Below are 18,965 nucleotides of genomic sequence, written 5' to 3' on the forward strand. Positions count from 1 at the left end.
GGGGCCCGGTCGACGTGGCGGACGGCTCCGGCTTCACAGTGGACGACACAGCTCAATTCCAAACGATCAGATGGTGGGGCGCATCCGCACACGGCCCGGCGCCGGGCGCCCGCACGGGCCCGGCGGACTGACCGGCCACCCCCGCCCACCGGCTGCCCGCAGGGGCGGCGGGCCGGAAAAGGCAGCCAACTCCATGGTTCCCCACCATTCCTGAGAATTACGTGAACCGGGTAGCGGATTCCCACCCCCGCCGAACGGCGGGGGTCGGCACCCCCCATGCGTTCGGCGCCCCGCGGTCGCTACCCCTACCCTCAAAAGCGACCCCCGCGGACCGCCCGAACCCGGCCGCCCGAACCGAGGAGGCACCATCACCACGACCCGCGTGCTGATCGTCGACGACGAGATCCTGGTCCGCTCCGGCCTGGGCCTGATCGTCGGCTCCGCCCCAGACCTGGAGGTGGTCGGCGACTGCTCCGGAGGGCAGGCCGAGGAACACGTCCAGCGCCTGCGCCCGCACGTGGTGCTGCTCGACATCCGGATGCCGGACCTCGACGGCATCTCCGTGCTGCGCCGCCTGCGCGCCCTGCCCGACCCGCCCGCCGTGGCAATGCTCACCACCTTCGACACCGACGAGTACATCGGCACCGCGCTGCGGGCCGGCGCGGCCGGCTTCCTGCTCAAGGACACCGCCCCCGAGCAGCTGGTGCACGCCGTCCGGGTGCTCGCGGCCGGCGGCAACATCCTCTCCCCGACGGTCACCCGCACCGTGATCGGCGGCTACGTCGACGGCGGCGGCCCGGACGCCGACGCCACCGCGCTGGCCCGCACCCTCACCGGCCGGGAGCTCGACGTGCTCGCCCTGCTCGGCGAGGGCCTGTCCAACGCCGAGATCGCCGACCGGCTCTTCCTCGGCACCGGGACGGTCAAGGACCACATCAGCGCGATCCTCGGCAAGCTCGGCGCCGCCAACCGGGTGCAGGCCGCCGTGCTCGCCCACCGGGCCGGCCTGGTGCGGCCCAAGCCCGGCGACGGGGCATGACGGCCGTCGACCAGCCGCCGTCCCGCCGGCTGCCGGCCTGGTGCACCGCGCCCTGGCTGATGCTGCTGCTGCCCGTCCTGTACTCCCTGCTGGACGCCGCACTGGTGGCCCGGGACGCCACCTGGTGGCAGCTGGCGCTCTCCACGCTGGCCGCCGTCTCGCTGTTCTGGCGCCGCCGCTTCCCGGTGGCGGTGTTCCTGCTCACCATGCCCGGTACCTGGGTGGAGGCGATCTGGCTGGCCCCGATCACCGCCGTCTACACGGTGGCCACCGGACGTCCCAGCACCAAGGTGCTGTTCCCCTGCGCGACCCTGTTCACCCTGGTCTCCTTCTTCCACTGGCCGCTGCCGACCCCGGTCATCGACCTCAGCCGGAACACCGCCCTGGACGCCATCCAGGCCGTGATGCTGGCCGCTGGCCCGGCCGCCACCGGTCTGCTTTCCCGAACCCGGCGGGAGCTGGCCGCCCGCCTGGAGGAGCTGACCCGCGGCCAGGAGCGGGAGAGTCGGCTGCTCGCCGAGCGGGTGCTGATGAGCGAGCGCGGCCGACTGGCCCGGGAGATGCACGACGTGGTCTCGCACCAGGTCAGCCTGATCAGCATCCAGGCCGGCGCGCTCCAGGTGAGCACCGCCGACCCGGCCGCCGCGACCGTCGCCCGCACCATCCGCGAACTGTCCGTACGGACCCTGGACGAGCTGCGCCAGATGGTCGGGGTGCTGCGCGGCACCGGCGCCCCGTTCCCGGCCGCCCCGCTCGCCCCTCAGCCCCGGCTGGCCGACCTGCCCCGGCTGATCGAGGAGAGCGGCCTGACCGCCGACGCCGAGCTCAACCCCGGCGACCGCCCGTGGCCGGAGGCGGTCGAGCGGGCCGCCTACCGGACCGTCCAGGAGGCGCTCACCAACATCACCAAGTACGCCCCGGAGGCGGTGGTGCACGTGAAGGTCCGGGCGAAGGGCCGCCGGCTGCGGGTGGAGGTCCGCAACGAGGCGCCGCCGGTCCACCCGGCCGAGACCCTGCCGGGCGGCGGCCACGGGCTGGTCGGCCTGCGCGAGCGCGCCCAGCTGCTGGGCGGCACCCTCACGGCCGGCCCCACCCAGGACGGCGGCTTCGAGGTCCGCGCCGAGCTCCCCGCCACCCGCTCCTGAGCCGACCGCCCCGCTCACGGACCGCGCCCGGTCGGGGTCCGTGAGCGGGGACCCGGGGGAAACGAACCCGGAGAACGAGAAAGCCCCGCAGATCCGAAGATCTGCGGGGCTTCGCTGTGCGCGAGGGGGGAGTTGAACCCCCACGCCCTTTCGGGCACTGGAACCTGAATCCAGCGCGTCTGCCTATTCCGCCACCCGCGCATGGGTGTTGTCTTCTTTGCCGACCTTCCCTCAGAACCGCTCGGTACCATGTGGTCTTCGCGCTTCCTCGGTCCGGCTTCCCTTCCGGGCGGCCCTTCCGACGTGGAAAACAGTAGCACGACCTGGGGGGCAGCTCCGAATCCGTATCCGGGGGAGACCGACCATGCCCGAACGGATGAACGACGAACGGGTGAGCGAAGGGGGAGGCGGCTCCGACCGGCACACCTGGCGTGCCGTACCCGGCATGCGTCACCCTGTGTGTCCGAGCCCACCCCCGGGCACCACGCGGTCCGGGAACCGTACGGAAGGGCCCGGCGTGGATACGATCAGTACGGAAGTACCGCAAGTAGGCACGACCGACTCCTCGGAGAACCGCTCCCCGGAGAACCGCTCCTCGGAGAGATCTGGTCGGCAGGCAGGCGAACGAACCCTGGAAGGGGGTGCCCCATGGGGATGCTGAAGAAGTTCGAGCAGCGACTGGAGGGTCTCGTCAACGGCACCTTCGCCAAGGTGTTCAAGTCCGAGGTCCAGCCCGTGGAGATCGCCGGCGCTCTGCAGCGCGAGTGCGACAACAACGCGAGCATCTGGAACCGCGATCGCACCGTCGTGCCGAACGACTTCATCGTCGAGCTCAGCCCGCACGACTTCGAGCGGCTCAGCCCCTACTCCGGCCAGCTCGGCACCGAACTGGCCGGGATGGTCCGCGAGTACGCCGAGGCCCAGCGGTACACCTTCATGGGCCCGCTCCAGGTGAACCTGGAGAAGGCCGACGACCTGGACACCGGCCTGTACCGGGTGCGCAGCCGCACCCTGGCGGCCGAGGAGCCCCAGCAGTACTCCCCGCCGCAGCAGCAGCCCGGCTACGACCGCCAGCCGGCCGCCCCCGCCCCCGGCGCGCCGTGGCAGCAGGGCGGCGCCGGGCAGTACGGCGCGCCCCCGCCGCCGGCCGCACCCCCCGCGATGCCCTCGGCCCCGCCCGCCGGCGGCAACGTCCGCGCCTTCCCCGGCTCCGGCCACGGCGCCTCGGTGCGCCGCTGGATCGAGGTGAACGGCGCCCGCCACCAGATCTCCGGCGCGGCCTGCGTACTCGGCCGCTCGACCGACGCGGACGTACGGATCGACGACCCCGGGGTCTCCCGCAAGCACGCCGAGATCCGCCCCGGTACCCCCTCGGTGGTGCTCGACCTGGGGTCCACCAACGGCATCGTGGTGGACGGGCAGCACACCCAGCGCGCTACGCTCCGCGACGGCTCCCGAATCGTCGTGGGCTCCACCACCATCGTCTACCGGCAGGTCGAAGGGTAGTGTCCGAGTTGTTCGCGCGCCTCGCTCACCGACTGGCGGGACGGCCATGTCAGAACTGACCCTCACGGTCATGCGGCTGGGTTTCCTCGCCGTGCTGTGGCTGTTCGTCATCGTCGCGATCCAGGTGATCCGCAGCGACCTGTTCGGCACCAAGGTGAACCCCCGCACCTCCCGCCGCGGCGCCAACGCCACGTCGGGCGGTGCCGCGACCACCGCGGCCGCCGGACGTCCGACGCCCGCCGCCGGCGGGTCCACCGGGTCCGCCGCGGGCCAGACCCAGGGCGGCGGCCGCCGTCGCGGCGCCCCGACCCAGCTCGTCGTGGTGCAGGGCTCGCTGGCCGGAACCACGGTGGCGCTGCAGGGCCAGACCATCACGCTGGGCCGCGCGCACGACTCCACCATCGTGCTGGACGACGACTACGCGTCCTCCCGGCATGCCAGGATCTATCCGGATCAGACTGGGCAGTGGACGGTCGAGGATCTAGGCTCCACCAACGGCACCTATCTGGACCGGCAGCGCCTGACCGCGCCCACCCCGCTCCAGCCGGGCATGCCGATCCGTATCGGCAGGACCGTCATCGAACTGCGGAAGTAGTAGCGCATGAGGGCAAGCATCCCGTCCAAGACCCAGAGGGGGGCACAGGTCGCATGACCCTGGTGCTGCGCTTCGCCGCCGGCTCCCACAAGGGACTGATCCGGGAGGGGAACGAGGACTCCGGCTACGCCGGGCCGCGGCTGCTGGCCGTGGCCGACGGCATGGGCGGCGCCGCGGCCGGCGAGGTCGCGTCCTCCGAGGTGCTCGGCTCGATCGTCCGCCTGGACGAGGACGTGCCGGGCGCCGACCTGCTGACCCTGCTGGGCGACGCCGTCCAGGGCGCCAACGACCGGCTCCGGCAGATGGTCGAGGAGGACCCGCAGCTGGAGGGCATGGGCTGCACCCTGACCGCCATGCTGTGGACCGGCCAGCGGATGGGCCTGGTGCACGTCGGCGACTCCCGCGCCTACCTGCTGCGCGACGGCTCGCTGGTGCAGATCACCCAGGACCACACCTGGGTGCAGCGCCTGGTCGACGAGGGCCGGATCACGCCCGAGGAGGCCGAGACCCACCCGCAGCGCTCGCTGCTGATGCGGGCCCTGGACGGCCGCGGCCAGGTCGAGCCCGACCTGTCGATCCGCGAGGTCCGGGCCGGCGACCGCTACCTGATCTGCTCAGACGGCCTCTCCGGCCCGGTCAGCCACCAGACCCTCCAGGACACCCTCGGCAGCTTCTACTCGCCCGAGCAGACCGTGCAGGAGCTGATCCAGCTCGCGCTGCGCGGCGGCGGTCCGGACAACATCACCTGCATCGTGGCGGACGTCATCGACGTCGGCGCCACGGACACCATGAGCGGCCAGTTCAACGACGTCCCGGTGGTGGTCGGCGCGGTCGCCGACACCCCGCCGTCCTCGGCCGCCGCCGACCGCTCGATCGCGGACACCCCGGCCGGCCGCGCCGCCGGCCTGGGCCGCGGCCCGCAGGGCGCCTTCGGCCCGGCCGAGGGCTACGGGGACGGCTACGGCGCCGCGCAGGGCGGCTTCGGCCCCGCCGAGGGCTACGAGGACGAGGCCGGCTACGGCTACCCCTCCGCCGAGCCCTCGGTGTACGGCACCGAGGACTTCGACGAGGAACAGCCCCCCAAGCGCAAGCGCCGGGGCCTGACCGTCTCGCTGGCCGTCCTGGTCACGCTCGGCCTGCTCGGCGGCGCCGGGTACTTCGGCTACCAGTGGACCCAGGACCAGTACTACATCGGCGAGGACGGCGACCACGTCGCGATCTACCAGGGCATCAACCAGAACCTGGCCGGCCTGAGCCTGTCCTCGGTGGACACCTCGTACAACGACATCCCGCTGAAATGGCTGCCGCAGGACCAGCGCACCCACGTGAACAAGACCATCTCGGTCAACAGCCGCACGGACGCCGAGAAGACGGTGCAGGACCTCAAGAACTGGGCCCAGCTGTGCCAGAAGGTCGCCGGCACCACCACCGGAGCGGCCCCGCAGGGCACCCAGCCGGGAGCCGCCCAGCAGGGCACCGCACCGACCCAGGCCAGCAAGGCCTCGTTCGTGACCGCCACCCCCGTCCCGGGCGAGAAGGAGAAGACCCCGCGCGGCCCGGCCGCGGTCGCTCCGAGCGCCACGCCGACCCCGACCGCGCCGAGCACCTCCGCCCCGACGCAGAACGCCACCCCGCCGGTGGCCACCGCCCCGAGCGAGCAGGCCCAGCAGCCCCAGCTGAGCGACGAGGACCGCAGCCGGGCCGAATCCTGCCCGAAGCAGTGACGTCCGTGATCCGACATAGGTCCGCCCGGAGCGGGCTTGCCGGCCGTCAGGGAGCGGTCACCACGTGAGCGGCTACAACCTGAGCGGCGACACCGGCCGCGCCGGCCGTCGGCGCCGGGCGGTGGCCCAGCGTGCCGTGCCCCGGCGCCGGGGCAACACCACCATCTCCCTCCAGGGCGCGCCGAACCGGCGCAACACCGAGCTCGCGCTGCTGGTCTTCGCGATCCTGCTGCCGATCCTGGCGTACGCCAACGTGGGGCTGGCGATGGACTCCCGGCTGCCGGCCGGGATGCTCGGCTACGGCCTCGGGATGGGCTCGCTGGCGCTGGTCGCGCACCTGCTGGTGCGCCGCTTCGCGCCGTACGCCGACCCGCTGATACTGCCGATCGCCACCCTGCTGAACGGGCTGGGCGTGGTGATGATCTGGCGGCTGGACAAGGCGGGCAGACTGCTCAGCGGCAACTTCCCGGCGGCGAGGAACCAGCTGGTCTGGTCCGCGCTCGGGGTCGCGCTGTTCATCGGCGTGATGGTCCTGCTGAAGGACCACCGGGTGCTCCAGCGCTACACCTACATCTCGATGGTGGTGGCGCTCGTCCTGCTCGCCGCGCCGGCCTTCTTCCCGGCCCGGGCGGAGGACTTCGGCGCCAAGATCTGGATCCGGATGGGCAGCTTCTCCATCCAGCCCGGCGAGTTCGCCAAGATCATCCTGACCGTGTTCTTCGCCGGCTACCTGATGGTCAAGCGGGACGCCCTGGCACTGGCCAGCCGCCGCTTCATGGGCCTGTACCTGCCGCGCGGCCGCGACCTCGGCCCGATCATCGTGATCTGGCTGCTCAGCCTGCTGATCCTGGTCTTCGAGAACGACCTCGGCACGTCCTTCCTGTTCTTCGGCCTGTTCGTGGTGATGCTCTACGTCGCCACCGAGCGGACCAGCTGGATCCTGTTCGGCCTGCTGATGTCGATCGGCGGCGCGGTCGCGGTCGCCATGACCACCAGCCACGTGAAGGTCCGCATCGACGCCTGGCTCGACCCGATGGCCGCGTTCTCCGCGAACCCGCCCAAGGGCTCGACCGAGCAGATCGGCCAGTCGCTGATGGCGCTCGGCTCCGGCGGGGTGACCGGCTCGGGCCTGGGCCAGGGCCGCTCCTGGCTGATCAACTTCGCCGCGAAGAGCGACTTCATCCTGGGCTCCTTCGGCGAGGAGCTCGGGCTCACCGGCCTGATGGCGATCTTCCTGCTGTACGCCCTGCTGGTGCAGCGCGGCCTGCGCACCGCCCTCGCCGCCCGCGACCCGTTCGGCAAGCTGTTCGCCGTCGGTCTCGCCTCGGCGATGGCGCTGCAGGTCTTCGTCGTGGCCGGCGGGGTCACCGGGCTGATCCCGCTGACCGGTATGACCATGCCGTTCCTCGCCCAGGGCGGTTCGTCCGTGGTCGCCAACTGGGCGCTGGTCGCGATCCTGCTGAGGATCAGCGACAGCGCCCGCCGACCCGGGGTCGAACCGGCCCCGGCCACCGAGGGCCAGGGAGGACCCGTCCGATGAACAAACCGATCCGCCGGGTCTCGATCTTCTGCCTCGTGCTGATCCTGGCCCTGATGGCGCGCACCAACTGGGTGCAGGGCGTCCAGGCCGAGTCCCTGGCGTCCAACAAGAACAACAAGCGCCAGCTGTACGACCGCTACGCCCACCCGCGCGGCAACATCATCGTCAGCGGCCAGCCGGTGACGAAGTCCGACTTCGTGAACGGCCTGCGCTACAAGTACAAGCGCTCCTGGGTCGACGGCCCGATGTACGCGCCGGTGACCGGCTACTCCTCGCAGGCCTACGGCTCCAGCCAGCTGGAGAACCTGGAGGACGGCATCCTCTCCGGCACCGACGACCGGCTGTTCTTCCGCAACACGCTGGACATGATGACCGGCGAGCAGAAGCGCGGCGGCGACGTCGTCACGACCATCAACGCCAAGGTCCAGAAGGCCGCCTTCGACGGCCTCGGCGACAAGAAGGGCGCGGTGGTCGCGCTCGACCCGAAGACCGGCGCGATCCTGGCCCTGGTCTCCACCCCCTCGTACGACCCGAGCACCTTCGCCGGCGGCGACAGCGGCGACACCAAGTCCTGGCAGGACCTCAACGCGGACCCGAACAAGCCGATGCTGAACCGGGCGCTGCGGGAGACCTATCCGCCCGGCTCGACCTTCAAGCTGGTCACCGCGACCGCGGCGTTCGAGAACGGCCTGTACCAGAACATCAACGACACCACGCAGACCCCGGACCCGTACGTCCTGCCCGGCACCCAGACCGTGCTGAAGAACGAGAGCCCCAACGAGCACTGCGAGAACGCCACGCTCAAGTCCGGGATGGACCAGTCCTGCAACACGGTCTACGCCAAGATGGGCGCGGACCTCGGCAAGGACAAGATGCGGGCCCAGGCCGAGAAGTTCGGCTTCAACAGCACGGTGGACACCCCGGTCCGCTCCGAGAAGAGCATCTTCCCGGACAGCCCCAGCCTGGACGGCACCGCCCAGGACTCGATAGGCCAGCACGACACCCGGGCCACCCCGCTGCAGATGGCCATGGTCTCCGCCGCGATCGCCAACAACGGCAGCCTGATGCAGCCGTACCTGGTCGACCAGGAGCGCTCGGCCTCGCTGACCACCATCTCCAAGCACACCGAGAAGCAGTTCTCCCAGGCGATGAGCCCGGCCACCGCGCAGAAGATGCAGGACCTGATGGTCTCGGTGGTCGAGAACGGTACCGGCACCAACGCCAAGATCCCCGGCGTGCAGGTCGGCGGCAAGACCGGCACCGCGCAGCACGGCGAGGACAACGCCGGGCTGCCGTTCGCCTGGTTCACCTCCTGGGCCAAGACCCCGGACGGCCAGTCGGTCGCCGTCGCGGTCGTGGTCGAGGACGGCTCCAACAACCGCGACGGCATCAGCGGCGGCCGCCTCGCGGCCCCGATCGCCAAGGCGGTGATCCAGGCCGCGCTCGGCAAGTAGGGGAGCGCGGCCGACGGTGAGGCGAATGTCACGGTCGGCACCTCGTTCCGGATACCGGTCTGATATCGGCCGACAGCTGACTCCGGTCCGGCGGGGTGCGACCGGTAGCGTATCCGCCAGCAGCGGGTGTGCCCGTTGCCGCCCGCGAGGCGACGCACGGCCCGGCCGGAGAACCGGTCACGGCGCGCGCGGCGCCACCCAGAGCGTGCGGGGACACCTACGTCACAACCTCACCGGCGGGTGAGGGAGAGGGTCGGAACTATGGAAGAGCCTCGTCGCCTAGGCGGCAGGTACGAGCTCGGCGGCGTCCTCGGGCGCGGCGGCATGGCCGAGGTGTACCTCGCCCATGACACCCGGCTCGGCCGTTCCGTCGCAGTGAAGACGCTCCGGGCCGACATGGCCCGGGATCCGTCGTTCCAGGCCCGCTTCCGCCGCGAGGCACAGTCGGCGGCGTCCCTGAACCACCCCGCGATCGTCGCCGTGTACGACACCGGCGAGGACTACATCGACGGCATCTCCATCCCGTACATCGTGATGGAGTACGTCGAGGGGTCGACGCTGCGCGAGCTGCTGCACTCCGGCCGCCGGCTGCTGCCCGAGCGGGCGCTGGAGATGACCATCGGCATCCTCCAGGCCCTGGAGTACTCGCACCGGGCCGGCATCGTGCACCGCGACATCAAGCCGGCCAACGTGATGCTGACCCGGCAGGGCAACGTCAAGGTGATGGACTTCGGCATCGCCCGTGCGATGGGTGACGCCGGGATGACCATGACCCAGACCTCGGCCGTCATCGGCACCGCCCAGTACCTCTCCCCCGAGCAGGCCAAGGGCGAGCAGGTCGACGCCCGCTCCGACCTGTACTCCACCGGCTGCCTGCTCTACGAGCTGCTGACCGTGCGCCCGCCGTTCGTCGGCGACTCCCCGGTCGCGGTGGCCTACCAGCACGTCCGGGAGGAGGCGCAGCCGCCGTCCGTCTTCGACCCCGAGGTGCGCCCCGAGATCGACGCGATCGTGCTGAAGGCGCTCGCCAAGGACCGCGACTACCGCTACCAGAGCGCCGACGAGATGCGCGACGACATCGAGCGCTTCCTCGACGGCCTCCCGGTCGCCGCCGCCCAGCAGGCCGCCGCCTACGGCATGGGCGCCGCCGGGTACGGCTACGACCAGAACGGCCACCCGCAGCAGCACGACCCGTACGGCCAGACCAACGTGCTGCCGCAGCAGCCCGGCGGCGGCCCGACCACCGTGCTGCCGCAGGCCTCCGCGCAGCCCGGCTACGGCCAAAGCGGCTACCAGGACGACGGCTACGGCCAGACCTACGCCGGCGCCCCGGGCAGCGGCCACGACGGCTACGACGACGGCTACGGCGAGGGCGGCCGCGGTCGGCGCGGCGAGGACCGGCCGAAGAAGAGCAACACCTCCTGGATCGTGCTGGCGGTGGCCGCCGTGCTGGTCCTGGTCGGCACCTTCTTCGTGGCCCAGGCGATGTTCAGCGACAAGGGCACCAAGGACACCGCGAAGGTGTCCGTGCCGAACCTGGTCGGCAAGAGCCTGGCCGACGCGAAGACCGCCGCCGGTGCCAAGCTCCAGGTGACCGAGGGCGACAGGATCGCCTGCCCGGACACCAACATCAAGAAGGACCAGGTCTGCACCCAGAACCCGGTGGCGGGCGGCCAGGTCGCCGAGAACGCCACCATCACGGTGCAGATCTCCTCCGGCCCGGCCAAGGCCCAGGTGCCGAGCGTGGTCGGCAAGACCAAGGACCAGGCCACCAAGGCGCTCGCCGACGCCGGCTTCACCAACGTCACCGCCGAGTACAAGGACGACGACACCGCTCCGCAGGAGAACGTCACCGCCCAGGACCCGGCGGCGAACGCCAGCGCCGACCCGAGCGCGCCGATCAAGCTGACGGTCTCGCAGGGCAAGACCAAGGTGAACGTCCCGAACGTGGTCGGCGCGCAGAAGGAGGACGCGCAGTCCCAGCTGCAGAACCTCGGTTTCCAGGTCGACGCCTCGAAGACCACCCCGACCACCGACCCCACCAAGGTCAACACCGTGGCCTCCCAGTCGGTGGCGCCGAACACCAAGGCCCCGACCGGTACGAAGATCTCGCTGACCGTCTACAAGGCGCCGGACAAGGCCACCGTCCCGCCGCTGCAGAACGCCAAGCTGTCGGACGCCATCGCCCAGCTGCAGAAGGTCGGCCTGGGCTACACCGTGGTCGGCCCGCAGGACGCGAACGCGATCGTCCAGATGAGCAACCCCGGAGCCGGCACCCAGCTGGACCCGAACACCCAGGTCCAGCTGTTCACGAAGGCGGCGGACCCGACCAAAGGGGGCGACCCCTTCGCCCCACCCCCCAACCCCAAAGGGGGCAACAACTAAGCCCTGGTTCCCCTGGTTCTGAGGCTTGACCGTCCCGAGCAGCAACGCCCGAGGGCCCGTAGCGAATCACCGCGACGGGCCCTCGGGCGTTGCCGGGAGTGAAGCCTGAGGAGGCCTCAGGAGTGCCGCAGCTCGGGCGGCGGGGTGCGCTTGGCGTCCATGTCGTCCACCCGCACCAGGCTCCCCCAGACCGCCATCCGGTACCGCGAGGTGTACACCGGCGTGCAGGTGGTCAGGGTGATGTAGCGGCCGGGGGCGCTGTAGCCGGAGCCGACCGGGACGGGCGCGATGATGCCGGTGTCGTACTTGGAGGTCTCCGGCAGGGTGCTGTCGACCTTGTAGACGTACCACTTGTCCTTGGTCTCGACCACGATCGCGGCGCCCTTGTGGACGGCGTCCAGGTCGTGGAACTTGGCGCCGTGGCCGTCCCGGTGGGCGGCCAGCGCGAAGTTGCCCTCCTGGTCCCAGGGCATCGCGGCCTTGTAGGGCTGCTCGTAGACGCCCGCCACGCCCTCGTCCAGGACCTCGGTGGAGGTGCCCATCCGGATCAGCACCTGGAAGTCCTTGCCCATCGCCGGGACGTGCAGGAAGCCGACGTCGTCCCCGATCGCGGGCGGCGGCGCCGCCGGGGCCCCGCCGGGCGCAGGGGTGGCGCCGGGCGCGGGGGTGGCGCCGGGCGCGGCCGAGGGGCCGGCGGTCGGGCCCGCGGCCCAGGAGCTGCGCAGCTTGTCGGAGGCGTCCGCCGCGGAGCGGTCCGCCTGCACGTTGGTCCACCACAGCGAGTAGGCCACGAACAGGGCGAGCACCAGGCCCAGGGTGATCAGCAGCTCGCCGAAGACGCCGAGCGCGGCCAGCGCCCGGCTCCGCCCGCGCCGCGCCCCGCCCGCGCCTTCGGGCGCGCCGCCGTCCCCGGACGGGGGGAAGGCCTGCTGGGCCGGCTCGGCCGACTGTGCGGTCCCGTCGTCCTGCATCTGCGGTGCTCCCCCTCCGAACGGGCCTTCGGGCGGCTATCCGCCCGTGATCGCGGCCGGCTTGCCTTGGCTGCGCGGCCGTTCCTCGATCATCTTGCCAAAGACGATGAGGCGGAACTTGGATGTGAACTCCGGCGTACAGGTGGTCAGCGTGATGTAGCGGCCGGGGCCGGTGTACCCGGAGCCGTTCGGCACCGGCTTGATCACGCTCACGTTGCTGGGGGAGGTCTGCGGGATGCCGCCGGTGATCTCGTAGGTGTAGTACCCGGCGGCGGTCTCCACCACGACCTTGTCGCCCTTGCCCAGCTGGTTGATGTACCGGAACGGCTCGCCGTGGGTGTTGCGGTGGGCGGCCAGCGCGAAGTTGCTCGCCTTGTCGCCGGGCATCCCGGTGTTGGTGTAGTGGCCGACCAGGCCCTTGTCGAGCACCGCCGACTTGTCGGTCCCCTCGGCGATCGGGAACTTCAGCCCCAGCTTGGGCAGGTAGATGATGGCGAAGCCCTTGCCGGGCTCGAACGCCTCCGGCTTGTTCGGGTCCGGCGCCGGCTGGCCCGGCTGGGCGGGCGGTTGGGCGTCGAACTGCTGCTCCAGCTGGTCGCGGGCGCTGCTGGCGGCCTCGTCGGCCTGCACGTTGGTCCACCAGAGCTGGTACGCGACGAACAGCAGCATCACCACGCCGAGCGTGATGCACAGCTCGCCGACGAACCGGGCGCCCACCACGACCGCGGACTCCCTGGGGCGCGTCCGGCCGGCCGCCCGGCCCTTCGCCCGGCGCCGCCCGCCACCCGCACGGACCGAGGTCCGGCCCTGGGCGGCCCGTCGGCGCTCAGCCCGGCCGCCGGTCGGCGGGGCGGGCTCCGCAGCCGGCTCGCCGCCGTCGGCGGGCAGGCGCAGCTGGAGGGTCTGGTCGGGCAGCCACGGGTACTCGGGCCCGCCCGCGGCGGGCTCCTCGGCCTGCTCGTACACGCCCCAGGCGTCCTCGGGCGCGCCCTGGACCGGGTGCTGCTGCGGGTACGGCCCGTCGGCCCGGCCGCCGTCGTACGGCGCGCCGGCGTACTGCTGCTGCGCGCCGCCGTAGGGGCCGGCCTCGGGCTGGTAGCGCCCCTCCGGGCGCACCGCGGTCACGCCGCTCAGCCCCGGCCGATCACCGGGGCGAGCCCGGCCGACCGGTCCACGGCGTGCGGGTCGCCGCACTCCGCCAGCCAGTTGGCGAGCATCCGGTGCCCGCCCTCGGTCAGCACCGACTCGGGGTGGAACTGCACGCCCTCGACGGGCAGTTCACGGTGCCGCAGGCCCATGATCACGCCGCTCCCGGTGCGCGCGGTGACGATCAGCTCGGCCGGCACGGTGGCCGGGTCGACGGCCAGCGAGTGGTAGCGGGTCGCGGTCAGCGGCGAGGGCAGGCCCTCGAACACCCCGCCGTCCTCGTGCTCGACCGGCGAGGTCTTGCCGTGCAGCAGCTCCGGCGCCCGGTCGACCACCGCGCCGTACGCCACCGCGATCGACTGCAGACCCAGGCAGACGCCGAACACCGGCAGCCCGATCCCGGCGCAGTGGTGCACCATCTCGATGCAGACCCCGGCCTCCTCGGGCGCCCCGGGCCCGGGGGAGAGCAGCACCCCGTCGAAGCCCTCCTCGCCCGACCGGCGGACGGCGTGCTCGACCGTCACCTCGTCGTTGCGCACCACCTCGCAGGTGGCGCCGAGCTGGTACAGGTACTGGACCAGGTTGAACACGAAGCTGTCGTAGTTGTCCACGACCAGGATGCGGGGTGGGGTCGGCTGGGTGGTCATTCGCGCGTGGTCTCCGTGGGTGCGGTGCTGGGGGAACTGCCGGGCCCGCCGGGTCAGCCGGCCGCGGCTCCGTCGCCGCCGTCCACTGTGACGTCACCGAAGGGGAGCAGCGGTTCCGCCCACGGGAAGACGTAGGTGAAGAGAAGGTAGACGATCCCCAGGATCAGGAGCAGCGAAATGACGGCCTTGACCAGGGTGTTCCCCGGGAGGTGACGCCAGATGAAGCCGTACATGGTCCTCCCTCGACGTAGCGGACTGGGGTCAAGAGTAGACCCGAGATCCACAGCCGCGAGGCCGGTCCGCCACTCAGCCGCTACTGTCCGCCCACCGACCGGAGTTCGGTGGTGCCGGAGTAGCCGGGCAGGGTCAGGTCGCCGCTCTCCTGGACCTTCCAGCCCAGGCCGTACGCCTGGACGTACTGCAGGTAGTTGCGGATGGTCGGGTCGGCCTCGACGGCCGCCCGCAGGGCGTCCGTCCTCCCCACCGCCTTGACCACGTACGGCGGGGAGTAGACCCGGCCCTGGAGCAGCAAGGTGTTGCCCACGCAGCGCACCGCGCTGGTGGAGATCAGCCGCTGGTCCATCACCTGCACGCCCTCGGCGCCGCCCCGCCACAGCGCGTTGACCACGGCCTGGATGTCCTGCTGGTGGATGACCAGGTCGTTGACGCCGGGCTCGGGCACGCCGGGGATGCGCGCGGTGGCGTTCGGCGGGGCGTCGTTGAGGGTGACGCTCAGGCCGCCGCCCTGCAGCGGTTCCAGGGCCGCGCCGAGCCGCAGGCCGTCCAGCCGGGCCGCGTCGGCGGGGTCGTTGCCCCGCTGCTCGGTGAGCTGCTGCGCCCGGGCCTGGAGGTCGGCCAGCTGGGCCTGCGCCTGCTGGTTCTGGGAGCTGCGCTGGCGGATCACGTCGCCGAGGCTCAGCAGCGAGTTGTCGGTCCGCAGGTCGGTGCCGCGGGCGGTCTGTGCGCTGATGTAGAAGAGCAGACCGGCGAGCGCGAACACGGCGCAGGTCAGGGCACGGCCGACAATTCGGATGCCGGAGCGGCGGGTACCGGCCTTCCCGGGGGGAATCGACAAATTAGTCACCGTACCCTTATCTCCTTGAGACCCGCCGAGCCACTACGCTAACGGACGCCGGTGGCAGGTCGGGGAGCGGTCCCAGAGCGTTCTCCACATCCCGTCGTCGGCGTCTCACCCGCTGCACCCCTGCGCGGTCTCACAGCGCATCGACAGGAGAGCTCCTCGTGCCGAAGTCTCGACTCCGCAAGAAGTCCGACTACACCCCGCCGACGACGGCTGCTGTGAAGATCAGCTCGGGCCGCGGTTGGGTCGCGCCGCTGATGCTGGCACTGTTCCTGATCGGCCTGGTCTGGATCGTCACGTACTACGTGACCAGCGGCAGCTACCCGGTCGAGAGCTGGCGGAACTGGAACATCCTGGTCGGCTTCGGCTTCATCGCGGCGGGGTTCGGCGTCTCCACCCAGTGGAAGTGACGCCCCGCTCGTCCTGAGGCTCGAATTCGAGCCGTTTCCGCCGCTTCGGATCGCGGGTCCCGAAGCGGCGGTTCGGCGTGCCCGGGCACGGGCCGAAGCCCCGTCGGCCATCCACGCCATCACACAGTGCCACCATCAGACAGTCGGACTTATCCACATGGTTATCCACACTGGGGAAAAGTCCCCAGTGCCTGTGGATAACTTTTCCGACCGGGACCGTCCACAGCTGTGCACAACCACTCGGGAGCGGGAGAACCGCACAGGGGGACACGCGTAGAACAGCAGTCCACAGGCGGATCGGCGCACAGCCTGTGCACAACCCCCCACCCGCTGTGGACAAACGTCCAGGGCGTCACGCGCCGTAGAGGGCCATCCCGGTCAGCAACATCGCCGCCTCCACCGCCGCCGCCCCGGCCACGGTCAGCGCCTGGACCAGTCCGCGGCGCTCGCGGGGGGCGTACATCAGGCCGAAAGCCGTCAGCGCGCCCAGGGCCAGGCCGCCGAGGTGCGCACGCCAGTCGATGCCCGGACGGGAGAAGGTGACCACCAGGTTGAAGACCAGGAAGGCCACCGCCGGGGCGAGCGGGCCCCGGTTCCGCAGCTGCATCACGATCGTGGCGCCGATCAGGCCGAAGACCGCCCCGGAGGCCCCCAGCGAGTTCATCCAGTCGCCGGCCACCAGGAAGGCGAAGGTGCTGCCGCCGAGGCCCGCGAGCAGGTAGAGGGCCAGGAAGCGCAGCCGGCCGAGCGCCTCCTCCAGCGGCGGGCCGAGCCAGAGCAGCACCAGCATGTTCAGCCCGATGTGCCACCACTCCAGGTGCAGGAAGGTGGCGGTCAGCAGCCGGTACCACTGGGCCGGACCGTCGGCGATGCCGTACGGGCCGCCGAGGACGTCCCGCCCGGCGCTGACCAGCGACCAGACCTCGCCCAGCCGCGGACTGAGCACGTAGGCGGCCAGCAGCCAGACCACCAGGTTGATCCCGACCAGCACCCGGGTGACCAGCCCGCCGTCGACGGTCAGCGCGCCGCCGAACCGGGTGGTCGCCCGCCGCGCCCCGGCGTGCCCGCCACCGACGCACTCCGGGCACTGGAAGCCCACCGAGGCGGCCACCATGCACCGGGAGCAGATCGGCCGGTCGCAGCGGGTGCAGGAGATCCCGGTGGCGGTCTGCGGATGCCGGTAGCAACCGGGCGGCCCACCCTCCGGGGAAGGCACCGTCGACTGCCGTGGCTCGTCCGGGACCATCAGCGCTCTCCCCTTCCCGTACCCGACCACCGGAGCCGCCAGCGTACTGCGGCACCCCTCGCCCCCGGCGCCTTCCCGCACCCGGGCTCACCCCGCCCCTCACCCCAGCGCCCCACTCCCGCTCCTCCCTGCCGCTCCTCCCCTGCCGCCGCTCCCCGCCTCCCCGCAGGGCCCTCGCCCGGCCCACCCCGGAGTGCCGGTGGACAAATCAGGATGCATGATCAGCATTCAGGTGGATATGTACATTAAGGATGCCGCCCAGGAGGAGAGACTCGTGAGCTTTTCGGATTCGGCCCGTGAGACGGCCACCAGGACCCGGGACACCGCCTCGCACTTCGCGGACGGCGCCAAGCAGCGCCTCGGGCCAGCCTTGGACGCGCTCGGGCCGAAGGCCTCCCAGGCCGCCCACAATCTCCGCGTCCAGTACGACAGGCACCTCGCCCCACAGTTCGGCCAGGCCTTCGCCAGCCTGCCGCCCGAGGCCCAGGAGAACGCCCTGAAGGCCCTCCACCGGGCCCAGGAGGCCGCGCTGGCGGCCCGCCTCTCCGCCACCCGCGCCGCCGGCCAGGCCCGCGCCACGGTGGGCCCCAGGGTCGCCCAGGCCGTCGAGGACGCCCGCGCCGCAGTCTCCCCGGTCGCCCACGAGGCCCAGGTCCGCGGCGCCGCCGCGCTGACCGCCCTCCAGGGCCACGTGAGCTCGGCCGAGATCAGCGAACTCGCCGCCCGCAACGCGAAGCGGGCGCGGTGCCGCGGCGGCTGGTCCACCGGCCTCGCGGTGGCGGGCGTGCTGGCGATCGGCGGCGGCATCGTCGCCTGGCAGTGGTGGCGCCGGCACAGCAACCCGGAGTGGCTGGTCGAACCCCCGGCCCCGGAGGCGTCCCGGCCGGGCGGCGCCCACGGCTCCACCGCCCCGGTGAACGGCGCCGGGCCGGACGACGCGGCCGGGTCCGGGGAGCCCACCGAGGACGACCGCCCGCAGTCCTAGCGGACGGCCCGGGGAAGACGGCCCGGAACAGCAGAACGGCGGCCGGCCTGGAGAACAGGTCAGCCGCCGTTCAGGCGCTGTGGAGCATAGGAGACTCGAACTCCTGACATCTGCCTTGCAAAGGCAGCGCTCTACCAACTGAGCTAATGCCCCTCGACGGCACGGCGCGTGCCAACGGGCACTAGCGTACCGGGTTCCGACGCGATTCCGAGCGCCGTCCCCTTGAAGGAACCGGTCGGTCCGGTCGTGTGACCGGACCGACCGGTTTCGGGAGGCGCGATCAGCGCCTCCGAAGATCGTCGATCGTCAGATCGCCCGGGTCAGCGACCGGCCGGAACCGGGTCGGTGGCCTCGGTCCACAGGTCCTGCTCGGCGCGGTCCGCCTGGACCTGACGGTAGACAAAGAAGCCGCCGAGGGCGACCAGGGCGACCAGGAGGAGCTTCTTCACCGCGGGACCTCGTCCTTCTTGCGTTGGTGGACTCAGGAGCCGGTGCTCCGGCCGGACTGAAACGGGCCGACGAGTCCAGATGTGTTTCGAGCGCGAACGGGCTGCCAGACTGCCCTTGCGGCCGATGATACACACCAGTGTCCCAATCGTGACCAGCCACCGGTGCTTCAACCCGAAGGCCCGCTTGGAGGATTGACGCCGCACCTCCTGTCCCGCGGTTCGTCCGCACGCGGCCGGCCCGGGAGGCCCTCGTCGGAGCCGGTCCGGCCGGCGCCCCGGCCGCGACGGCCCCCGGATTCGCGACGGCCCCGGATTCGCGACGGCCCCGGATTCGCGACGAAAAACGACGAGGGGCCCGGAGTGATCACTCCGGGCCCCTCGTGGCGGTGGGCCTAACAGGACTTGAACCTGTGGCCTCTTCCTTATCAGGGAAGCGCTCTAACCGTCTGAGCTATAGGCCCGCGCTGCTCAGAGAGCGTACCGGAAGCCGCCCCGATCTGCGAAAACGACGAGGGGCCCGGAGTGATCACTCCGGGCCCCTCGCGGTGGTGGGCCTAACAGGACTTGAACCTGTGGCCTCTTCCTTATCAGGGAAGCGCTCTAACCGTCTGAGCTATAGGCCCTTGCCGCACTGAAAGATTA

Annotated in this window: 17 protein-coding genes and 4 tRNA genes; 10 read left to right on the forward strand and 11 right to left on the reverse strand. The window is 71.6% G+C overall.

Features of this window, described 5'->3' with window-relative positions:
• The first annotated feature begins 388 nt into the window (after positions 1-388).
• Both ACZ3UD_RS05530 and ACZ3UD_RS05535 read left to right on the forward strand, forming a co-directional pair.
• Positions 389-1,039: a response regulator gene (locus ACZ3UD_RS05530; RefSeq protein WP_465582844.1), complete on the forward strand. Its 651-nt coding sequence runs from the start codon at positions 389-391 to the stop codon at positions 1,037-1,039.
• Positions 1,036-2,184 carry a sensor histidine kinase gene (locus tag ACZ3UD_RS05535; RefSeq protein WP_465582573.1) on the forward strand — a complete coding sequence of 383 codons (1,149 nt, stop codon included), beginning with the start codon at positions 1,036-1,038 and terminating at the stop codon, positions 2,182-2,184. The genes ACZ3UD_RS05530 and ACZ3UD_RS05535 overlap by 4 nt, the downstream gene beginning before the upstream one ends.
• Positions 2,185-2,301: 117 nt before the next feature.
• Here the strand turns inward: ACZ3UD_RS05535 and ACZ3UD_RS05540 are convergent.
• Positions 2,302-2,385 (reverse strand) — tRNA-Leu (locus tag ACZ3UD_RS05540).
• 447 nt (positions 2,386-2,832) lie between these two features.
• Between ACZ3UD_RS05540 and ACZ3UD_RS05545 the strand changes: the two genes are divergently transcribed.
• From ACZ3UD_RS05545 to pknB, 6 genes are all read left to right on the forward strand, one after another.
• Positions 2,833-3,690 (forward strand): FhaA domain-containing protein, encoded by an 858-nt coding sequence (locus ACZ3UD_RS05545; RefSeq protein WP_465582575.1) that lies wholly within the window; start codon positions 2,833-2,835, stop codon positions 3,688-3,690.
• 46 nt (positions 3,691-3,736) lie between these two features.
• Positions 3,737-4,285: an FHA domain-containing protein FhaB/FipA gene (locus ACZ3UD_RS05550; RefSeq protein ID WP_380608897.1), complete on the forward strand. Its 549-nt coding sequence runs from the start codon at positions 3,737-3,739 to the stop codon at positions 4,283-4,285.
• Positions 4,286-4,338: 53 nt separating this feature from the next.
• Positions 4,339-6,009 carry a PP2C family protein-serine/threonine phosphatase gene (locus ACZ3UD_RS05555; protein WP_465582578.1) on the forward strand — a complete coding sequence of 557 codons (1,671 nt, stop codon included), beginning with the start codon at positions 4,339-4,341 and terminating at the stop codon, positions 6,007-6,009.
• Between the two features lie 121 nt (positions 6,010-6,130).
• Positions 6,131-7,549 (forward strand): FtsW/RodA/SpoVE family cell cycle protein, encoded by a 1,419-nt coding sequence (locus ACZ3UD_RS05560; RefSeq protein ID WP_465582847.1) that lies wholly within the window; start codon positions 6,131-6,133, stop codon positions 7,547-7,549.
• Positions 7,546-9,003: a peptidoglycan D,D-transpeptidase FtsI family protein gene (locus ACZ3UD_RS05565; RefSeq protein ID WP_465582580.1), complete on the forward strand. Its 1,458-nt coding sequence runs from the start codon at positions 7,546-7,548 to the stop codon at positions 9,001-9,003. The genes ACZ3UD_RS05560 and ACZ3UD_RS05565 overlap by 4 nt, the downstream gene beginning before the upstream one ends.
• Before the next feature lie 261 nt (positions 9,004-9,264).
• Positions 9,265-11,388, forward strand: a complete 2,124-nt coding sequence (gene pknB, locus ACZ3UD_RS05570) for a Stk1 family PASTA domain-containing Ser/Thr kinase (protein ID WP_465582582.1) — start codon at positions 9,265-9,267, stop codon at positions 11,386-11,388.
• A 116-nt stretch (positions 11,389-11,504) separates the two neighbouring features.
• On the opposite strand, the gene ACZ3UD_RS05575 is transcribed toward pknB, so the two are convergent.
• From ACZ3UD_RS05575 to ACZ3UD_RS05595, 5 genes are all read right to left on the reverse strand, one after another.
• Positions 11,505-12,359, reverse strand: a complete 855-nt coding sequence (locus tag ACZ3UD_RS05575; RefSeq protein WP_465582584.1) for a class E sortase — start codon at positions 12,357-12,359, stop codon at positions 11,505-11,507.
• A gap of 36 nt (positions 12,360-12,395) precedes the next feature.
• A complete protein-coding gene (locus tag ACZ3UD_RS05580; RefSeq protein ID WP_465582849.1) occupies positions 12,396-13,565 on the reverse strand; it encodes a class E sortase in 1,170 nt (389 codons plus the stop codon).
• Positions 13,490-14,152, reverse strand: coding sequence for an aminodeoxychorismate/anthranilate synthase component II (locus ACZ3UD_RS05585; RefSeq protein WP_465582586.1), 663 nt, complete (start codon positions 14,150-14,152; stop codon positions 13,490-13,492). Before ACZ3UD_RS05585 ends, ACZ3UD_RS05580 begins: the two co-directional genes overlap by 76 nt.
• Before the next feature lie 53 nt (positions 14,153-14,205).
• The gene (locus tag ACZ3UD_RS05590; protein ID WP_355668934.1) at positions 14,206-14,385 is read right to left on the reverse strand and encodes a hypothetical protein; all 180 of its coding nucleotides are present in this window, start codon (positions 14,383-14,385) and stop codon (positions 14,206-14,208) included.
• Positions 14,386-14,465: 80 nt separating this feature from the next.
• Positions 14,466-15,227, reverse strand: a complete 762-nt coding sequence (locus ACZ3UD_RS05595) for a DUF881 domain-containing protein (RefSeq protein WP_465582589.1) — start codon at positions 15,225-15,227, stop codon at positions 14,466-14,468.
• Between the two features lie 167 nt (positions 15,228-15,394).
• Here ACZ3UD_RS05595 and crgA point away from each other — a divergent pair, with 167 nt between their 5' ends.
• Entirely contained in the window at positions 15,395-15,643 is a 249-nt protein-coding gene (crgA, locus tag ACZ3UD_RS05600) for a cell division protein CrgA (protein WP_270145659.1), read from the forward strand.
• Between the two features lie 352 nt (positions 15,644-15,995).
• On the opposite strand, the gene ACZ3UD_RS05605 is transcribed toward crgA, so the two are convergent.
• The gene (locus ACZ3UD_RS05605) at positions 15,996-16,889 is read right to left on the reverse strand and encodes a rhomboid family intramembrane serine protease (RefSeq protein ID WP_465582591.1); all 894 of its coding nucleotides are present in this window, start codon (positions 16,887-16,889) and stop codon (positions 15,996-15,998) included.
• A gap of 274 nt (positions 16,890-17,163) precedes the next feature.
• Between ACZ3UD_RS05605 and ACZ3UD_RS05610 the strand changes: the two genes are divergently transcribed.
• Positions 17,164-17,874, forward strand: a complete 711-nt coding sequence (locus ACZ3UD_RS05610) for a DUF5324 family protein (RefSeq protein WP_465582593.1) — start codon at positions 17,164-17,166, stop codon at positions 17,872-17,874.
• Between the two features lie 80 nt (positions 17,875-17,954).
• On the opposite strand, the gene ACZ3UD_RS05615 is transcribed toward ACZ3UD_RS05610, so the two are convergent.
• From ACZ3UD_RS05615 to ACZ3UD_RS05630, 4 genes are all read right to left on the reverse strand, one after another.
• Positions 17,955-18,027, reverse strand: a tRNA-Ala gene (locus tag ACZ3UD_RS05615).
• A 167-nt stretch (positions 18,028-18,194) separates the two neighbouring features.
• Entirely contained in the window at positions 18,195-18,323 is a 129-nt protein-coding gene (locus ACZ3UD_RS05620) for a DLW-39 family protein (protein WP_014137031.1), read from the reverse strand.
• 387 nt (positions 18,324-18,710) lie between these two features.
• A tRNA-Ile gene (locus tag ACZ3UD_RS05625) sits at positions 18,711-18,784 on the reverse strand.
• An 85-nt stretch (positions 18,785-18,869) separates the two neighbouring features.
• Positions 18,870-18,946, reverse strand: a tRNA-Ile gene (locus ACZ3UD_RS05630).
• Positions 18,947-18,965: the final 19 nt, after the last annotated feature.

The organism is Kitasatospora sp. NPDC023118 (assembly GCF_055560875.1).

Excerpts from the sequence above, each read along its gene's own strand:
- ACZ3UD_RS05535 (WP_465582573.1), top strand. The coding sequence starts at position 1,036 with ATGACGGCCGTCGACCAGCCGCCGTCCCGCCGGCTGCCGGCCTGGTGC.
- ACZ3UD_RS05545 (WP_465582575.1), top strand. The coding sequence starts at position 2,833 with ATGGGGATGCTGAAGAAGTTCGAGCAGCGACTGGAGGGTCTCGTCAAC.
- ACZ3UD_RS05550 (WP_380608897.1), top strand. The coding sequence starts at position 3,737 with ATGTCAGAACTGACCCTCACGGTCATGCGGCTGGGTTTCCTCGCCGTG.
- ACZ3UD_RS05555 (WP_465582578.1), top strand. The coding sequence starts at position 4,339 with ATGACCCTGGTGCTGCGCTTCGCCGCCGGCTCCCACAAGGGACTGATC.
- ACZ3UD_RS05565 (WP_465582580.1), top strand. The coding sequence starts at position 7,546 with ATGAACAAACCGATCCGCCGGGTCTCGATCTTCTGCCTCGTGCTGATC.
- pknB (WP_465582582.1), top strand. The coding sequence starts at position 9,265 with ATGGAAGAGCCTCGTCGCCTAGGCGGCAGGTACGAGCTCGGCGGCGTC.
- ACZ3UD_RS05575 (WP_465582584.1), bottom strand. The coding sequence starts at position 12,359 with ATGCAGGACGACGGGACCGCACAGTCGGCCGAGCCGGCCCAGCAGGCC.
- ACZ3UD_RS05585 (WP_465582586.1), bottom strand. The coding sequence starts at position 14,152 with ATGACCACCCAGCCGACCCCACCCCGCATCCTGGTCGTGGACAACTAC.
- ACZ3UD_RS05590 (WP_355668934.1), bottom strand. The coding sequence starts at position 14,385 with ATGTACGGCTTCATCTGGCGTCACCTCCCGGGGAACACCCTGGTCAAG.
- ACZ3UD_RS05605 (WP_465582591.1), bottom strand. The coding sequence starts at position 16,889 with ATGGTCCCGGACGAGCCACGGCAGTCGACGGTGCCTTCCCCGGAGGGT.